The organism is Azospirillum sp. OGB3 (assembly GCF_014192915.1).
In the GTDB taxonomy this organism is placed as follows: domain Bacteria; phylum Pseudomonadota; class Alphaproteobacteria; order Azospirillales; family Azospirillaceae; genus Azospirillum.
The window spans coordinates 204,535-220,488 of the sequence record NZ_JACHYN010000011.1; the positions used below are offsets into that span (position 1 = coordinate 204,535).

The following is a 15,954-nucleotide window of genomic DNA, read 5'->3' on the forward strand; positions in this document are numbered from 1 at the left end:
ATAGTCCCAGCCGGCGGGAGCCTCCACCCCGCTCCGCTGTTGCAGGGACGGTGCGGCGGTGCCACCTTGCGCGCAAACCGGAAACCAGGGTTCGAGATTCCTTCCCATGGCCAAGACAACGCCGCGCAAGCCCCAGAAAGCCGCGGCACGGAAGCCATCGCCGAAAACGCCTGCCGCCGCCTCGGGACGCGCCGTCTCGCTGGTCCTGCTGGCGCTGGCCGGCGTGATCGCGGTCTTCGCGGTGGCGCTCGGCGCGCGCTTCATCATCGGGCGCGACGCGCCGGAGACGGAGACCGTGGTCGAGCGGGAGGCGCCGGTCATCGCCCCCGCTGCGCCGATCAAGGCGCCGCCGTCCAAGGTCGCCGAAGCGCCGCCCCCGCCGCCGCCGGTTCGCGAGGCCGAAGCCGTTCCGGCTCCCGTTCCCGAGCCTCCTCCCCAGGTGACCGAGGCCCCGGCCCCCGTTCCGGTACCAGCGCCGCCTCCGCCGCCGGCCCTGACGCCGAAGCCGGTGGTGGCGATGCTGCCGCCCCCCGTCGCCCCGCTGGAACCGCCCAAGGTGGCGCCCGGCTCGCCGCTGTGGAAGAAGAACGCGCTGCCCTTCCGCGCCCCGCCGGGCAAGCCGGCCATCGCCATCGTCATCGACGACATGGGGGTGGACCGCAAGCGCTCGAACCGGACGGTCTCGCTGCCGGCGCCGCTGACGCTGGCGTGGCTGCCCTACGCCCACGAGCTGCCGGCCCAGGCCCGCGCCGCCCGCGCCGCCGGGCACGAGCTGATGCTGCATCTTCCCATGGAGCCGAGCGGCTCGGCCGATCCGGGGCCGCAGGCGTTGCGCGTGTCGCTCGACAAGGGCGAGATCCTGCGCCGGACCAAGGCGGCGCTGGACAGCTTCGACGGTTATGTCGGGGTGAACAACCACATGGGCAGCCGCTTCACCGCGGATTCCGCGGCCATGGCGCCCGTGCTGGGTGAGATCGCGCGGCGCGGCCTGTTGTGGCTGGACAGCCGGACCACCGCGAAGAGCGCCGGCCTGACACTCGCGCGGGAGCTTCAGATGCCCTTCGCCGGGCGCGACATCTTCCTGGACAACGAGATGACCGTGTCGGCGGTGCGCGGCCAGCTCGCCAAGACGGAGCAGGTGGCGCGCAAGCAGGGCTACGCCATCGCCATCGGCCATCCGCACGATGCGACAATCGACGCACTGGCCTCCTGGATGCCGGAGGTGCAGAAACGCGGCTTCGTCCTGGTTCCGGTCAGCGCCGTCGTGCGCGCCCATCACACCGGCGGGTGACCGCCGGGTCCGCTTGAGGAGAGTTCCATGGCTGACACCTACAAGGTCGGCGGCATGACCTGCGGCGGCTGCGCCCGCTCCGTCACCAACGCCATCGGCAAGCTGGCGCCGGGCGCCGCCGTGACGGTGGACCTCGACGCCGGCACCGTGGCCGTGGAGGGCGGAGTCGCCCCGGAGACGGTGAAGAAGGCCGTGGAAGGCGCCGGCTTCGATTTCGGCGGTCAGGCCTGAGGCAGACTCAGGCCGTCTGAGGGCGGCGCAGCCGCCACACCAGCAGGCCGCCGGCCCAGGACAGCGACACCGCCAGCGCGGCGCCGAGCGCGACAAACCGTCCGGCGGGTTCGGCCAGCAGATGCGCGGTGGTCAGCGCCAGGGCAAGCCCGGGGTTGGTCAGCAGCGCGCTGCGCATTGCCGCGGCGACCACGCCGCCGCCCAGGCGGCCGTGCAGGATCGCCGTCAGGCTGGTCAGGGCGATGGGGAACACGGCGGCGATTCCCGTGGCCGCCGGCCCGATGCTGTGGCTGAGCGTCGTCACGGTGGCGACCAGCAGGCCGACGAGGCCGGCGCGGGCCGGGATGTCGTACCAGCGCGACCGCGCGGTCCGAATCACCGTGTCCGCCGGAATCGGCGCCGACGCCGCCCAGGCGGCGATCCCGTAGCAAACCATGGTCAGCAGCAGCGCCAGCGGCAGTGTCCAGTCGACGGCGGAGCGCAGGGTGGCCGCCACGATGATCCAGAAGGCCGAGCTGGTGATGACGGTCGTGGGCATGCTCCAGCGCGGGGCAATCCGCACCAGAAGCGCCAGATAGAGGACGATCGTCGCGTTGCCGACCAACCCCGACAGGGCGGCGTCGGCGACGAAGCCGTCGCCATGCTCCATCGCGAGCAGAACGAAGGCCGGTCCGGTGGAGACGGGCAGGGCGGTGATCATGCCGCCGTAGAAGGGGCCGGCCTTCTCCGCCGCCAGCGAGGCGACGACGACGACCAGGGCCGCCGCCACGATCTTGACGATCAGCGGCAGCAGCAGCGCATCGAGGGGCATGCGGTCCTTACCGGGCGGAGGTCTCGCGGACGGTTTCCTCCGCGGCGCGGATCAGGGCCATCGACTTGTTGACGGTCTCCTGATACTCGGCCTCCGGATCGCTGTCGGCGACCACGCCGCCGCCAGCCTGCACATACATCATGCCGTCCTTCAACACGGCGGTGCGCAGCGCGATGCAGGTGTCCATGGCGCCCGACGCGCCGAAATAGCCGACGCAGCCGGCGTAGACGCCGCGGCGGGCTTTCTCCAGCTCGTCGATGATCTGCATGGCGCGGACCTTCGGCGCGCCCGAGACGGTGCCGGCCGGGAAGCCGGCGATCAGGGCGTCCAGCGCGTCGTGCTTGGGGTCGAGGTCGCCCTCGACGTTGGAGACGATGTGCATGACGTGGCTGTACAGCTCCACGATCATCTTCTGCGTCACCTTGACGGTGCCGGTGCGCGCCACGCGGCCCACGTCGTTGCGGCCGAGGTCGAGCAGCATCAGATGCTCGGCCAACTCCTTCGGATCGCTCAGCAGGTCCTCGGCCAGCGCCTGGTCCTCCGCCGCCGTGGCGCCACGCTTGCGGGTGCCGGCGATGGGGCGGACGGTCACCTTGCCGTCGCGCACGCGCACCAGGATCTCCGGGCTGGAGCCGACGACCGACAACTCGCCGAAGTCGCAGTGGAACAGGAAGGGCGACGGGTTCAGACGGCGCAGCGTGCGGTAGAGCGCCAGCGGCGACGGCTTGAAGGGGAAGCGGATGCGCTGGGACGGCACGACCTGGAAGATGTCGCCGGCGCGGATGTACTCCTTCGCCCGCTCGACGATCGCGTGATACTCCTCGCGCGTCGTGTTGGAGGTCCAGGCGAGCGGCAGCCCGTCCTTGGTCCGCGGCTCCCGCCGGTAGGGCAGGGGGCGCTCCAGATCGGCCACCGCGTCCATCAGACGCTCGCGGGCGTCGCCGTGGGCGGCGACGGCGTCGACTCCCGGCTTCGGCCAGACCGGGGTGACCAGAGTCACCGAATCGGTGTGGCTGTCGAAGATGGCGACGATGCTCGGTCGCGACAGGATGGCGTCGGGGATGCCCAGCTCGTCCGGGTTGTCGTCCGGCAGCCGCTCCATCAGCCGGACCATGTCGTAGGTCAGGTAGCCGAACAGGCCGGCGGCCATCGGCGGCAGGGCGTCCGGCAAATCGATCCGGCTCTCGTTGATGAGGGCGCGCAGCGACTCCAGCGGGGCGGTGTCGATGGGCTCGTAGGCGTCGCGGTCGTGCAGGGCGTTGCGGTTCACCTCCGCCCGGTCGCGGCGGCAGCGCCACACCAGATCGGGCTTGAAGCCGATCACCGAGTAGCGGTCGCGCCGCGATCCCGCCCCGCGCTCCGCCGACTCGAAGAGGAAGCCGAAGGGGCGCCCGTCGGCCAGCTTCATGTAGGCGGAGACGGGGGTCTCCAGATCGCTGACCAGCGTGGTCCACACCACCTGCGGCTTGCCGGCCTCATAAGCGGTGTGGAAGGCGGCGAATTCCGGCTGAACCTTCACGGGACGGGCCTCGAGTGAGTGGGGCGACTGAGTGTGGTTAGTTGCCGCTGGCGAAGAACTGGTCGATGCGGTTGCGGTGAACCTCGACCGGGTAGCTGTTGCGCAGCGCGTTGCCGAACTGGGCCATGATGTCGCTTTCCAGCCCCTGGGCGACGGTGCTCTCCACGGTCGCCAGCGTGGCGTCGCTGGCCGCCGGGTCCGCCGGGATGATCTCCTTCAGGCGGGCGACGACCTGGCTGTCGGCGGTGGCGCCGGTCACCGTCTCGCCGGGCTTCACCTCGAACAGCTTGCGCACCAGCTCGCCCGGCAGGCCCTCCACCGAGCGGGCGTCGCGGGTGAAGGGCGTGGTCATGGCGAAGCTGGCGCCGGACTGGCTGGCGACGTCCTGCGCCGCGGCTTCCGAACCCTGCTTCAGCTTGGCGGCGATGTCCTGGGCCTTCTCGGCGGCCAGCTTGGCGCGCTTGTCGTCCTGCCAGCCGGCGACGGCCTGATCGCGCACCTCGGCCAGCGGCTTGGGCGCGGCCGGCGTCACGCCGTCGACGCGAACGGCGTAGAAGACGTTGTTGGGCGCTTCGGTCAGGTTCGAGGTGGCGCCGGAGGCGAGCTGGAAGGCGGTCTGCACCATGGCGGCGACGTTCGGACGACCGGGAGCGGCGTCCTTGCCGTCCGGCGCCTTGCCGCTGCTGTCGACCGCGGCGATCTTGGCGATCGGCAGCGACTGGGCCTGGGCGACCTCCTCCAGCGGGGCGCCGCTGGCGAGCTGGTCCTCGACCCGGTTGGCGATGGAGTAGAGCGAATCCATCGCCTTCTCCTTGCGCAGCTCGGCCAGGAGCTGGTCGCGGGCCTCCTCGAAGCTCTTGGTGGCCCCCGGCTGGATGGCGGTGACCGTCAGGACGTGCCAGCCCAGCCCGCTGCGCACCGCGTCGCTGACAGCACCCTGGGCCAGCGCGAAGGCGGCGTCGCCGATCTCCGGCAGCTCGTTGCGGGTGACGTTGTCGAGCGTGATGACGTCGGTCCCGGCGTCCTTGGCGGCGGCGGTCAGGCCCTTGGCCTTGGCGGCCTCGGCGATCTGCTTCGCCTTCGCCTCGTCGTCGGCCAGGACCATCTCCACCGTGCGGCGCTCCGGCGTGCCGAGCTCGTCGGCGCGCTCATTGTAAGCGGCGCGCAGCTCGGCGTCGGGGATCTGGATGTCCTTGGCGATCTCGTCGGCGGAGAGCTGGGCGATGCTCAACGCGCGGTATTCCGGCGCGGTGAAGCGGACCTGATGGTCCTCGTAATAGCGGGTCAGCTCCGCCTCGTCGGGCACGCCGACGTCGCCGATGGCGGCGTTGGGCAGGGTGACCACCTCGGCCACGCGACGCTCCCCGCGGAAGCGGTAGAGGTCCTGGACCAGCGGCTTCGGCGGGGTCACCCCGGCGCCGACCGCTCCCGCCACCAACTCGCGCGCGGTCTCGCGGCGCAGCAGGGCGACGTAGCCGTCCTCGGTGAGCTGGTTGTTGCGCAGAACGCTGCGGAACTGGGCCGCGTCGAACTGGTTCTGCGCGTTGCGGAAGGCCGGCTCCTCGGCGATGCGCTGGCGCACCACATCCGGCCCGACCGAGATCCCGGCGTCGCGCGCCGCCTGATCATAGAGCGCGCGCTGCACCAGCGCCGACAACGACTGGTCGAGCAGGCCGAACTGGCGCGCCTGCTCCGTCGTCAGGTTGCCGCCCATCATCGGGCGCAGCCGCTCCATCTGGCGGCGGAACTCCTGGTCCAGCTCCGCCCGGTCGATGTCCACCTTGCCGACGGAGGCGACGGTGCTGGAGATCCCGCCTGTGCGGATCATGTCGCCGATGCCCCAGGCCGCGAAGCTGACGATGAGGAGCACGAACAGGATCTTGACGACCCACGAACCGGCGTAAGTGCGGATGAACTGAAGCATGGGACCCGAAGTGAGTGCGCAAAGGGCGGCCCTGCGGCCGGGGCGGCATCATAGGCACCCCGCGAAAGCCCGGCAACACCCCATTTCCCCCGCGATTCCCCATCGGAAAGAACCCGTTGGGCGGGTGGAAAAGCCCCGCACTCCTTGCTAGACAGGGGGCGCACTTTGCCAACGAACACCCGCACCAACAAACGAGAGCCGGAGGACGAAAACGCCATGGCCGCACGCCGCAAACTGATTGCCGGGAACTGGAAGATGAACGGGCTGAAGGCCGACGGGCTCGACCTCGCCTCGGACCTCGCCGGACGCCTGACGGGGGCCGGGACGGTCGCCTTTGACATGCTGGTGTGCCCGCCCTTCCCGCTGCTGTTCCCGGTGGGCGACGCCATCTCCGGCAGCCCGCTGGCGCTGGGCGCGCAGGACTGCCACGCCAAGACCTCCGGCGCGCACACCGGTGACGTCAGCCCGGCCATGCTGACCGACGCCGGCTGCCGCTACGTCATCCTCGGCCATTCGGAGCGCCGCGCCGACCACGCCGAATCCGACGCCCAGGTCGCCGCCAAGGCCGCCGCCGCCCACAAGGCGGGCCTGATCGCCATCATCTGCGTCGGCGAGACGGAGGCCCAGCGCGACGCCGGGCAGGCGAACAGCGTCGTCGCCACCCAGCTCAAGGGCTCGATTCCGGAGGGCGCCACCGCGGCCAACACCGTCATCGCCTACGAGCCGGTCTGGGCCATCGGCACCGGAAAGACCGCCACGCCCGACGACGTCAAGGCGATGCACGCCCACATCCGGGCGGAACTGGCCGGCAAGACCGCCGATCCCGACGCGGTGCGCGTCCTCTACGGCGGTTCGGTCAAGCCGGGCAACGCGGCGGAACTGATGGCGGTGGAGAATGTGGACGGCGCGCTGGTCGGCGGGGCCGCGCTGAAGGCGGACGATTTCTGGGCGATTGCCACCAGTTGCCGCTAGCATATCGCGCAGGACCGCGTTAAAAACAGTGGGCGCGCGCCACGGGCCCTTGCCAAGGTCCGTGGCGCGCTGTTGGTTTGGGCGGTCCCTGCGGATCGCTCCGGGAAGGGATCAAGGGAACGGGTTGCATGGAATCGGTGCTTCTGGTCATTCACCTGCTGATCGCCCTGGCGCTCGTCGGGGTCATCCTGATCCAGCGGTCGGAAGGCGGCGGTCTCGGCATCGGCGGCGGCAATATGGGGGGCATGATGTCCACCCGCGGCACCGCCAATCTGCTGACGCGGACCACCGGCATCCTGGCGGGCTGCTTCATGGCGACCAGCCTGGTCCTGGCGATCCTGGCGGGCGCGCACAAGGCGCCGACCTCGATCATCGACACGATGCCGGCCCAGCCCGTGGCCCCGGCGGCACCCGCCCAGCCGGCCGCGCCGGCGCAGCCCGCCCCGCCGGTCGCCCAGTAACAGCGGCCCGGCAAACGCGACCCGGCTCCGGCCGGGTCCGACGCGAGGCGGCCTCCCCCGAAGCCGCCTCTTTCTTTTGAGGATCGTCGATCCGGGCAGCGCCCGGGGGACGGTCCGAACTCGGGGAACGGATCAGGCTCTGAAGGTCTTCGGACGGACATGACTCGCTACATCTTCATCACCGGTGGCGTCGTTTCCTCGCTGGGCAAAGGTCTGGCGTCGGCGGCGCTTGGGGCGCTTCTCCAGGCGCGCGGCTACAAGGTGCGGCTTCGCAAGCTGGACCCGTACCTGAACGTGGACCCCGGCACGATGAGCCCGTACCAGCACGGCGAGGTCTATGTGACCGACGACGGCGCTGAGACCGACCTCGACCTCGGCCATTATGAGCGCTTCACCGGCGTGGCCGCGCGCCGTGGCGACAACATCACCACGGGCCGCATCTATTCGACGGTGATCGCCAAGGAGCGCCGAGGCGACTATCTGGGCGCCACCGTGCAGGTGATTCCGCACGTCACCGACCAGATCAAGGACTTCATCCGCGCCGACACGACCGATGAGGACTTTATCCTCTGCGAGATCGGCGGCACGGTGGGCGACATCGAGTCGACTCCCTTCCTGGAGGCCATCCGCCAGTTCGGCAACGAGGTCGGTCCGGAGAACGCGCTGTTCATCCACCTGACCCTGCTGCCCTACATCCCGACGGCCGGTGAGCTGAAGACCAAGCCGACCCAGCATTCCGTGAAGGAGCTGCTGGGCATGGGCATCCAGGCCAACATCCTGCTCTGCCGCGCCGACCGCCCGATCCCGGACAACGAGCGCCGCAAGATCGCGCTGTTCTGCAACATCCGGCCGGAGCGCGTGATCGCCGCCCTGGATGTCGATTCGATCTATCAGGTGCCGGTCAGCTACCACGAGGAAGGCTTCGACACCCAGGTGCTGGCCTATTTCGGCCTGCCGACCGAGGGCAAGCCGGACCTGTCGCGCTGGACCAGCATCATGGAGCGCGTGCGCAAGCCGCAGGGCGAGGTGACCATCGCCGTCGTCGGCAAGTACACCAGCCTGCTTGACAGCTACAAGTCGCTGGCCGAGGCGCTGACCCACGGCGGCATCGCCAACAACGTGAAGGTCAAGCTGGACTGGATCGACTCGGAGATCTTCGAGGACGACACCGCCGTCCAGCGGCTGGAGAACGTCCACGGCATCCTGGTGCCGGGCGGCTTCGGCTCGCGCGGCACGGAGGGGAAGATCCGCGCCGCCCAATTTGCCCGCGAGCGCAAGGTGCCGTATTTCGGCATCTGCTTCGGCATGCAGATGGCGGTGATCGAATCGGCCCGCAACATGGCCGGGATCGTCGACGCCGGCTCGACCGAGCTGGGCAAGCCCGGCAACCCGGTGGTCGGCCTGATGACCGAGTGGATGCGCGGCAACAGCCTGGAGAAGCGCACCGAGGGCACCGACCTCGGCGGCACCATGCGGCTCGGCACCTACCCGGCGAAGCTGGTCCCCGGCAGCAAGGTCGCCGAGGTCTACGGCACCACCGACATCACCGAGCGGCACCGCCACCGCTACGAGGTGAACGTCTATTACAAGGACCGGCTGGAGAAGGTCGGCCTGCTGTTCTCCGGCCTGTCGCCGGACGGCGAGCTGCCCGAGATCGTCGAGATCCCGGACCATCCCTGGTTCATCGGCGTGCAGTTCCACCCGGAGCTGAAGTCCAAGCCCTTCGACCCGCACCCGCTCTTCACCTCCTTCATCAAGGCGGCGATCGAGCAGAGCCGGCTGGTCTGATGTGACTATACGGGGGAGGGCCTTCCTCCCCCGCGTGTTCCGGTTCCGGGTTTCCCATGGGTATAGTGAGAGCGGCGGCCGAGCCAACGGTCGCCGCTTTTGCGTTACGGGCCAGGGAAAAACCAAGGGAAGGGACACAACCATGACCGACATCAGCATCCCCGCCGGCGACGGCGGCAGCTTTTCCGCCTATGTAGCCAAGCCGGCGGGCGGCGGACCGGCGCCGGGACTCGTCGTCATCCAGGAAATCTTCGGGGTCAATCAGGTCATGCGCGACCTGTGCGACGGCTTCGCCGCCCAGGGCTGGCTGGCTGTCTGCCCGGACCTGTTCTGGCGGCAGGAGCCGGGCGTCCAGATCACCGACAAGACCCAGGAGGAGTGGAACCGCGCCTTCGCCCTGATGAACGGCATGGACCAGGACAAGGCGGTGGACGACCTCAAGGCCACGCTCGCGTGGCTGCGCCAGAGCCCGGATTGCACCGGCAAGGCCGGGTCGGTCGGCTACTGCCTGGGCGGCCGGCTCGCCTTCATGATGGCAGCGCGCTCCGACTCCGACGCCAACGTCAGCTATTACGGCGTCGGGCTGGATGGTCTGGCCGGCGAGGCGGTGAGCATCACCAAGCCGCTGCTGATGCACATCGCCGAGAAGGACCAGTTCGTCCCGGCGGAGGCGCGGGAGACGATCCTGGCCGCGGTGAGGGGCAACCCGAACGTCACCGCCCACGTCTACCCCGGCGTCGATCACGCCTTCGCCCGCGCCGGCGGCGCCCATTTCGACGCCGAGGCGGCGGAGCTTGCCAACGGACGCACGGCAGCCTTCTTCAAGCAGCATCTGGGTTGACGCCATTCCGGTTGACCGGGATCGCCGATATCTGGGAAGGAATGGGCAGCGCGAGGGGACCTTCGGCATGCGTCCCCTCGCATTGCTTTTTTGGAGAGCACGGGATGACCACCGCCAAGACCGTCCAGATCGGCACCCTGACCATCGCCAACGACCGGCCCTTCACCCTGATCGCCGGCCCGTGCCAGATGGAAAGCCGCGACCACGCGCTGGAGACGGCGGCGGCGCTGGTGGAGATGACCGGCGCGCTGGGCATCGGGCTGATCTACAAGTCGTCCTTCGACAAGGCCAACCGCACCTCCATCAGCACGGCGCGCGGCCTCGGCATGGACAAGGCGCTGCCGATCTTTGCCGAGATCAAGGAGCGGTTCGGCTGCCCGGTGATCACCGACGTGCACGAAGCCGACCAGTGCGCCGCGGTGGCCGAGGTGATGGACGTCCTCCAGATCCCCGCCTTCCTGTGCCGCCAGACCGACCTGCTGATCGCCGCTGCCAAGACGGGCCGGGCGGTCAACGTCAAGAAGGGCCAGTTCCTCGCCCCCTGGGACATGAAGAACGTCGCGGCCAAGCTGGTGGCGTCGGGGAACGACAAGGTGCTGCTGTGCGAGCGCGGCGCCAGCTTCGGCTACAACACGCTGGTGTCGGACATGCGGTCCCTGCCGATCATGGCGGAAACCGGCTTCCCGGTGGTGTTCGACGCCACCCATTCCGTGCAGCAGCCGGGCGGACAGGGGACCACCTCCGGCGGCCAGCGCGAGTTCGTTCCGGTGCTGGCGCGCGCCGCCATCGCCGTGGGCGTCGCCGCCGTCTTCATGGAGACCCACGAGAATCCGGACTGCGCCCCCAGCGATGGACCGAACATGGTCCCGTTGAAAGAGATGCCGGCCCTGCTGGCGCGGCTCCAGGCCTTCGATCGGCTTGCAAAGGGCTGACGAAAGGACAGGTTCGGGAACGGCGCGCCGGCCGCGGCGTTGCCTTGGCACCGCGGGCGCCGCGCTTATGGTGGAGCGCCCGCGGAATGAGCCATGGAGCAACGCCATGAAGCCGATCCGCCTGTGCGCCATCGCCGCCATCGCCAGTGTTGGCGCAATGATCGCCGTTCCCGCTTTTGCGCAATCGACCGCGCCGTCCGCAACGCCTTCCACCACGCCCATGCCGCAGGCCAAGCCGGCCATGCCGCCGGGCCACAGCGGCACCACCACCGCGCCGCCGATGGGCAGCGGGTCCTCCTCTTCCACGGGGACGGCGAAAGCAAAGGTCATCGACCTCAACACCGCCGGCAAGGATGAGCTTCAGACCCTGCCGGGCATCGGCGAGGCACGGTCCGAGGCCATCGTGAAGAACCGCCCCTACCGGTCCAAGGACGAGCTGGTCAGCAAGAAGATCGTCCCGCAGAACGTCTACGACGACATCAAGGGCCGGATCGCCGCGGTCGGCGGCTCCAAGACCAGCGCCTCGGCGGCAACCGCCCCGAAGAAATGAGACAATTCCCTCTCCCCTCCGCTCACGAGCAAACGAAGTTTGCGCTGACGCGACAGGCGGACCTTTGGTCCGCCGAAAGCGGGGAGAGGGTTAGGGTGAGGGGGATGTGCGTGTGCCGGACGTACCGGTAATGCAGGACCCCCTCACCGGCCCTTCGGGCCACCCTCTCCCGGGAGGGGAGAGGGCTATGGTTCTGTGGCCCGCCCCTACAGGCTGAAGCTCCGGTAGGTGATCGGCGCCTCGGCCGTGCCGCCGTCTTCTGCGGCTATCTCGGCGAGCAGACCATGATGCTCCGACAGGTCGCACACCGGGTCGGTGTTGTCGGCGTTTCCGGTCAGGGCCAGCGCCTGGCAACGGCAGCCGCCCCAGTCGATCTCCTTCTGGTCGCAGCTCCGGCAGGGTTGTGGCATCCAGTCGGTGCCGCGGTAGCGCTGGAACGCGGCGGAGTTGGCCCAGATATCGGCCAACGGGCGCTCCGTCACCCGGTCGAATGTCATGCCGGGAATCGTCTCGGCAGCGTGGCAGGGCAGAACCGAGCCGCTGGGCGTCACGTTCAGGAACTTGCGGCCCCAGCCGCCCATGCAGGCCTTGGGGCGCTTGGCGTAGTAATCGGGCACCACGTAGTCGACGACCAGCTGGCCCTTCAGCTCCGGCAGGCGGGCGCGCACCCGCTCGTCCATATGGACCAACTGCTCGCGGGTCGGCATCAGGGCGGCGCGGTTCTTCAGCGCCCAGCCGTAATATTGGACGTTGGCGATCTCGATCCGGCCCGCCTTCAGCTCCAGCGCCATGTCGATGAAGTCGTCGACGCGGTCGATGTTGTGGCGCTGCACGATGGCGTTGACGGTCAGCGCCATGCCAACGTCGGTGACCGCGCGCGCCACCTCCAGCTTCTTCGCCTGGCCGCCGGGGAAGCCGCTGATCAGTTCGGCCTTGGCCGGCTGGGTGTCCTGGAAGCCGATCTGCACATGCTGAAGCCCGGCGTTGCGCAACCGCTCCAGCCGCGCCCGGTCGAGCAGAACCGCCGAGGTGATGAGGTTGGCGTAGAGCCCGGCCGCGGTGGCGTGGGCGATCAGCGCCTCCAGGTCCTTGCGCGCTGTCGGCTCGCCGCCGGAGAAATGCACCTGGATGATGCCGAGGTCCGCCGCCTCGTCGAGCACGCGGCACCAGGCGGCGGTGTCCAGCTCCCGGCTGGCCGGGTCGAGGGCCAGCGGATTGGAACAGTAAGCGCAGCGCAGCGGGCAGCGGTGCGTCAGTTCCGCCAGCAGGGCCAGCGGCGGTTCGAGTCCGATCGTGGCGCCACAGAAGGTCATCGGGTCAGGAACCCTTTCGCAATCATGTCGCCCAACAGTTCCAACACGTCTGCGGCGATCTCGTCCCGCGGCGCGTCGAATTGCGCGGCCAGCGCCCCGATGGCCATGCCCACCGTGACCGGAGGCTGGTCCGTCTGAGGCTGGGCGGTGACGGCCCGCACCACCTCCAGCGCCACCTCGTCCAGGATCAGCACGCGCTCCGGCCCCAGAAGCTGCCAGTGGCCGCGCACCCGGTCCTGGCGGAGCATGACGCCGGGGGCCAGCCGGACCCGGTCCTCCTCGGTCACGCCGTCCGTCATCGCCGGTAGACCGTTGGTTCCATGTCGTCCGGCACGAAGGCGCCGGGCGGGATCAGGCCGGGAGACACATAGGCGTGGTGCAGCGCGTCGAGCTGCGCCCACAGCAGCTCCGCCTTGTGGCGCAGGGCGGCGATCACCTGCTGCTGCTGCTCCGGTGTCCGGGCGTTGTCGAGCACGTAGTCGAGCCCGAACTCGACGTCGCGCGGCGCCTCGTCCAGCCGCTTGCGGAAGTAGGACAGGGTGGCGTCGTTGGCGAAGGCGTAATAGGCCTCGAACCCGGCGATGCGCTCGCGGTGGATGGCCGGGGCGAACAGCTCGGTCAGGGACGAGGCGACGGCCTCCAGCGTCGATTTGCCCGACACGAAATTGACGTAGGAATCGACGGCGTAGCGGGTGGCCGGCAGGATACCCTTCAGCGAGGTGACATAGTCGCGGTCCAGACCCAGCCCGTCGGTCAGGCGCAGCCAGCGCCCGATCCCGCCGACCTTGCCCTCCTCGCGCTCCCGGCTCTCGCCGAAACCGTCATGGTCGAGCACACGCTGGATCCAGATGCGGCGCAGGGCCGGATCGTCCATCCGCGCCATCAGGGCCAGATCCTTCTTCGGTATGCAGACCTGATAGTAGAAGCGGTTCAGCGCCCAGGCCTGGACCTGCCCGCGCTTCAGCTTCCCGCCGTGCAGCAGTTTGTGGAAGGGGTGGAGGTCGTGGTACTGGCGCTCGCCGATGGCGCGCAGCTCGCGTTCCAGGTCCTCGCGCGACAGCGCTGACGTCATAGCGTGAACTCCATCCCGTCGTGGGCGATCTCCCAACCTTCGGCGGTGGCGGCGGCCCGTTCGGGCGAGTCGTCCAGCAGCGCCGGGTTGGTGTTGTTGATGTGGACGAAGACCTTGCGCCGCACGCCCAGCCCCGCGAAGGCGGCGATGGAGCCGTCCGGGCCGGACATCGCCATGTGGCCCATGCGCTGGCCGGTCTTGCTGCCGGTGCCGGCGCGGATCATCTCGTCGTCGGTCCAGGTGGTACCGTCGAACAGCACCAGCGGCGCCCCGCGCAGCCGGTCGGCCAGCCAGCCCGGCATGGCCGAACAGCCGGGGATGTAGAAGAACTCCCCGTCGCCGTTGCGGTCGCGGATGCGCAGGGCCACCGTGTCCTCCGCCACCGAGCCGAAGCCGGCGGCGGACGGGTCCTCCAGATAGAGCGCGACCTTGCCGGGCACGGCGAAGGCTTCGATCTCGAAGGGGAAGGGGGTGCCGGCGGCGTCGGCTGGAACCCAGGGCCGGTCCAGCGCCATGACGCGGCGCGGCGCGAGCTCCGGGTTGACCACGCGGAAGACGGCGTTCGCCTCCAGCACGCGGTGCACCCGGTCGGTGGCGTAGACGGCCAGCGGCTGGGATTCGCGCAGCGTCAGCAGGCCCGCCACATGGTCGATGTCGGCGTTGGTCAGCACCGCCGCGGCGATGGGGCTGTGGCGTACGGCGGTCTGCGGGTGCAGCGCCGGGTTGGCGAGGATCTGCTGGCCGATGTCCGGCGAGGCGTTCAGCAGCAGCCAGCGCCCGTCGCCGCCGCTGACGGCGAGCGACGACTGGGTGCGCGGGCGGGCCGCCGGGTCACCGGAGCGGGCGCGGCGGCAGCCCGCGCAGTTGCAGTTCCACTGGGGAAAACCGCCGCCCGCGGCGGAGCCAAGGACGAGGATCGTCAGCATGGGGTGCCTTCCCTAATCAGGCGGCCCGAATCAGGCGGCGGTCGTCACGCATGGGAACCGGCCGGCGCTCAGAGACGGGCGCAGGCGTAGGCGTTGATTTCGGTGCCGACGGCGATTTCGACGATCTGGGGCTTGCGCCAGGTCTTCATGGTTGGGTCCTCCGCGCTTGGATTGGCCTTGGGGTGATTCCCAGGGGATGGTGCCGCCCGCCGCGGGCGGCCCCGCTAGCGAACGTTAGAACGCTACGGGTACGGGACAAGGTGGTCTATGCGACTTTGGAAGCAGGTGCGCTGCACAACCGGATAGGGTGCTCCGCCGTCCGGGCCTCTTTCCCTGCGTGTTGGCGCCCCAGCGGCCTTGCATCCCCCCGCACGCGGGGCTATCAAGCCCGCGCGCTTCTTTTTCGCCTGGAAAGATCATCCGCCTGGAAAGATCATCCAGAGGACGCGCGCAACGCGGAGGAAGGACAAACATGAGCGCCATTACCGAAATCCACGCCCGCGAGATCCTCGACAGCCGTGGGAACCCGACCGTCGAGGTGGACGTCCTGCTCGAATCCGGCGCCTTCGGCCGCGCCGCCGTTCCGTCGGGCGCCTCGACCGGCGCGCACGAGGCGGTGGAGCTGCGCGACGGCGACAAGGGCCGCTACGGCGGCAAGGGCGTGCTGAAGGCCGTGGAGTCGGTCAACGGCGAGATCTTCGACGCCATCGCCGGCCTCGACGGCTCCAACCAGCGCGCCCTCGACCTCGCCATGATCGAGCTGGACGGCACCCCCAACAAGGGCCGCCTCGGCGCCAACGCCATCCTCGGCGTCTCGCTCGCCGTTGCCAAGGCGTCCGCGGAAGAGGCCGCGCTGCCGCTGTTCCGCTACGTCGGCGGCGCGTTTGCCAACCTGCTGCCGGTGCCGATGATGAACATCATCAACGGCGGCGCCCACGCCGATAACCCGATCGACATCCAGGAGTTCATGGTCATGCCGGTCGGCGCCGAGAACGGCGCCGAGGCCATCCGCATGGGCTCGGAGATCTTCCAGGCGCTCAAGAAGAAGCTCAAGGACGCCGGCCACAACACCAACGTCGGCGACGAGGGCGGCTTCGCCCCCAACCTCGCCTCGACCGAGGACGCGCTGGGCTTCGTCATGAAGGCGATCGAGGCCGCCGGCTACAAGCCGGGCGACGACGTCATGCTGGCGATCGACGCCGCCTCGACCGAGTTCTTCAAGAACGGGAAGTACGAGCTGGCCGGCGAGGGCAAGTCGCTGGCGCCCGAGCAGATGGTCTCCTACTGGGCTGATCTGGTCGGCCGCTACCCGATCATCTCGAT

At 69.5% G+C, this 15,954-nt stretch carries 17 protein-coding genes; 9 read left to right on the forward strand and 8 right to left on the reverse strand.

Features of this window, described 5'->3' with window-relative positions; translation table 11 throughout:
• Positions 1-106: 106 nt before the first annotated feature.
• Both FHW79_RS21365 and FHW79_RS21370 read left to right on the forward strand, forming a co-directional pair.
• Complete coding sequence (locus FHW79_RS21365; RefSeq protein WP_183180777.1) at positions 107-1,291, forward strand: divergent polysaccharide deacetylase family protein; 1,185 nt, start codon at positions 107-109, stop codon at positions 1,289-1,291.
• A 27-nt stretch (positions 1,292-1,318) separates the two neighbouring features.
• Positions 1,319-1,522 (forward strand): heavy-metal-associated domain-containing protein, encoded by a 204-nt coding sequence (locus tag FHW79_RS21370; protein ID WP_014240183.1) that lies wholly within the window; start codon positions 1,319-1,321, stop codon positions 1,520-1,522.
• A 7-nt stretch (positions 1,523-1,529) separates the two neighbouring features.
• Here FHW79_RS21370 and FHW79_RS21375 read toward each other — a convergent pair whose 3' ends face one another.
• The 3 genes from FHW79_RS21375 to FHW79_RS21385 are packed head-to-tail and all read right to left on the reverse strand — an operon-like array spanning position 1,530 to position 5,776.
• On the reverse strand, positions 1,530-2,333 hold the full coding sequence (locus tag FHW79_RS21375) for a hypothetical protein (protein WP_183180778.1): 804 nt from the start codon (positions 2,331-2,333) through the stop codon (positions 1,530-1,532).
• A gap of 7 nt (positions 2,334-2,340) precedes the next feature.
• Positions 2,341-3,852, reverse strand: a complete 1,512-nt coding sequence (trpE, locus tag FHW79_RS21380; protein ID WP_183180779.1) for an anthranilate synthase component I — start codon at positions 3,850-3,852, stop codon at positions 2,341-2,343.
• A gap of 37 nt (positions 3,853-3,889) precedes the next feature.
• Entirely contained in the window at positions 3,890-5,776 is a 1,887-nt protein-coding gene (locus FHW79_RS21385) for a SurA N-terminal domain-containing protein (protein WP_183180780.1), read from the reverse strand.
• A gap of 216 nt (positions 5,777-5,992) precedes the next feature.
• Here FHW79_RS21385 and tpiA point away from each other — a divergent pair, with 216 nt between their 5' ends.
• The 6 genes from tpiA to FHW79_RS21415 all read left to right on the forward strand — a co-directional run bounded on the left by tpiA (position 5,993) and on the right by FHW79_RS21415 (position 11,320).
• A complete protein-coding gene (gene tpiA, locus FHW79_RS21390; protein WP_183180781.1) occupies positions 5,993-6,748 on the forward strand; it encodes a triose-phosphate isomerase in 756 nt (251 codons plus the stop codon).
• A gap of 128 nt (positions 6,749-6,876) precedes the next feature.
• Positions 6,877-7,209: a preprotein translocase subunit SecG gene (gene secG, locus FHW79_RS21395; protein WP_183180782.1), complete on the forward strand. Its 333-nt coding sequence runs from the start codon at positions 6,877-6,879 to the stop codon at positions 7,207-7,209.
• Positions 7,210-7,368: 159 nt separating this feature from the next.
• Positions 7,369-8,997, forward strand: a complete 1,629-nt coding sequence (locus FHW79_RS21400; RefSeq protein WP_174439567.1) for a CTP synthase — start codon at positions 7,369-7,371, stop codon at positions 8,995-8,997.
• Between the two features lie 142 nt (positions 8,998-9,139).
• On the forward strand, positions 9,140-9,838 hold the full coding sequence (locus tag FHW79_RS21405) for a dienelactone hydrolase family protein (protein WP_183180783.1): 699 nt from the start codon (positions 9,140-9,142) through the stop codon (positions 9,836-9,838).
• Between the two features lie 104 nt (positions 9,839-9,942).
• Positions 9,943-10,770: a 3-deoxy-8-phosphooctulonate synthase gene (gene kdsA, locus FHW79_RS21410; RefSeq protein ID WP_183180784.1), complete on the forward strand. Its 828-nt coding sequence runs from the start codon at positions 9,943-9,945 to the stop codon at positions 10,768-10,770.
• 106 nt (positions 10,771-10,876) lie between these two features.
• A complete protein-coding gene (locus tag FHW79_RS21415; RefSeq protein WP_183180785.1) occupies positions 10,877-11,320 on the forward strand; it encodes a helix-hairpin-helix domain-containing protein in 444 nt (147 codons plus the stop codon).
• Between the two features lie 206 nt (positions 11,321-11,526).
• Here FHW79_RS21415 and pqqE read toward each other — a convergent pair whose 3' ends face one another.
• The 5 genes from pqqE to pqqA all read right to left on the reverse strand — a co-directional run bounded on the left by pqqE (position 11,527) and on the right by pqqA (position 14,780).
• Positions 11,527-12,633, reverse strand: coding sequence for a pyrroloquinoline quinone biosynthesis protein PqqE (pqqE, locus tag FHW79_RS21420; protein WP_183180786.1), 1,107 nt, complete (start codon positions 12,631-12,633; stop codon positions 11,527-11,529).
• Positions 12,630-12,932, reverse strand: a complete 303-nt coding sequence (locus tag FHW79_RS21425) for a PqqD family peptide modification chaperone (RefSeq protein ID WP_183180787.1) — start codon at positions 12,930-12,932, stop codon at positions 12,630-12,632. The genes pqqE and FHW79_RS21425 overlap by 4 nt, the downstream gene beginning before the upstream one ends.
• The gene (gene pqqC, locus FHW79_RS21430; RefSeq protein ID WP_183180788.1) at positions 12,929-13,705 is read right to left on the reverse strand and encodes a pyrroloquinoline-quinone synthase PqqC; all 777 of its coding nucleotides are present in this window, start codon (positions 13,703-13,705) and stop codon (positions 12,929-12,931) included. Before pqqC ends, FHW79_RS21425 begins: the two co-directional genes overlap by 4 nt.
• Positions 13,702-14,631, reverse strand: coding sequence for a pyrroloquinoline quinone biosynthesis protein PqqB (gene pqqB / locus FHW79_RS21435; protein ID WP_183180789.1), 930 nt, complete (start codon positions 14,629-14,631; stop codon positions 13,702-13,704). The genes pqqC and pqqB overlap by 4 nt, the downstream gene beginning before the upstream one ends.
• 68 nt (positions 14,632-14,699) lie before the next feature.
• Positions 14,700-14,780: a pyrroloquinoline quinone precursor peptide PqqA gene (gene pqqA / locus FHW79_RS33555; protein WP_014240199.1), complete on the reverse strand. Its 81-nt coding sequence runs from the start codon at positions 14,778-14,780 to the stop codon at positions 14,700-14,702.
• A 323-nt stretch (positions 14,781-15,103) separates the two neighbouring features.
• Here pqqA and FHW79_RS21445 point away from each other — a divergent pair.
• Positions 15,104-15,954 (forward strand): phosphopyruvate hydratase (locus FHW79_RS21445; protein ID WP_183180790.1); only part of this gene is annotated, 851 nt, incomplete at its 3' end.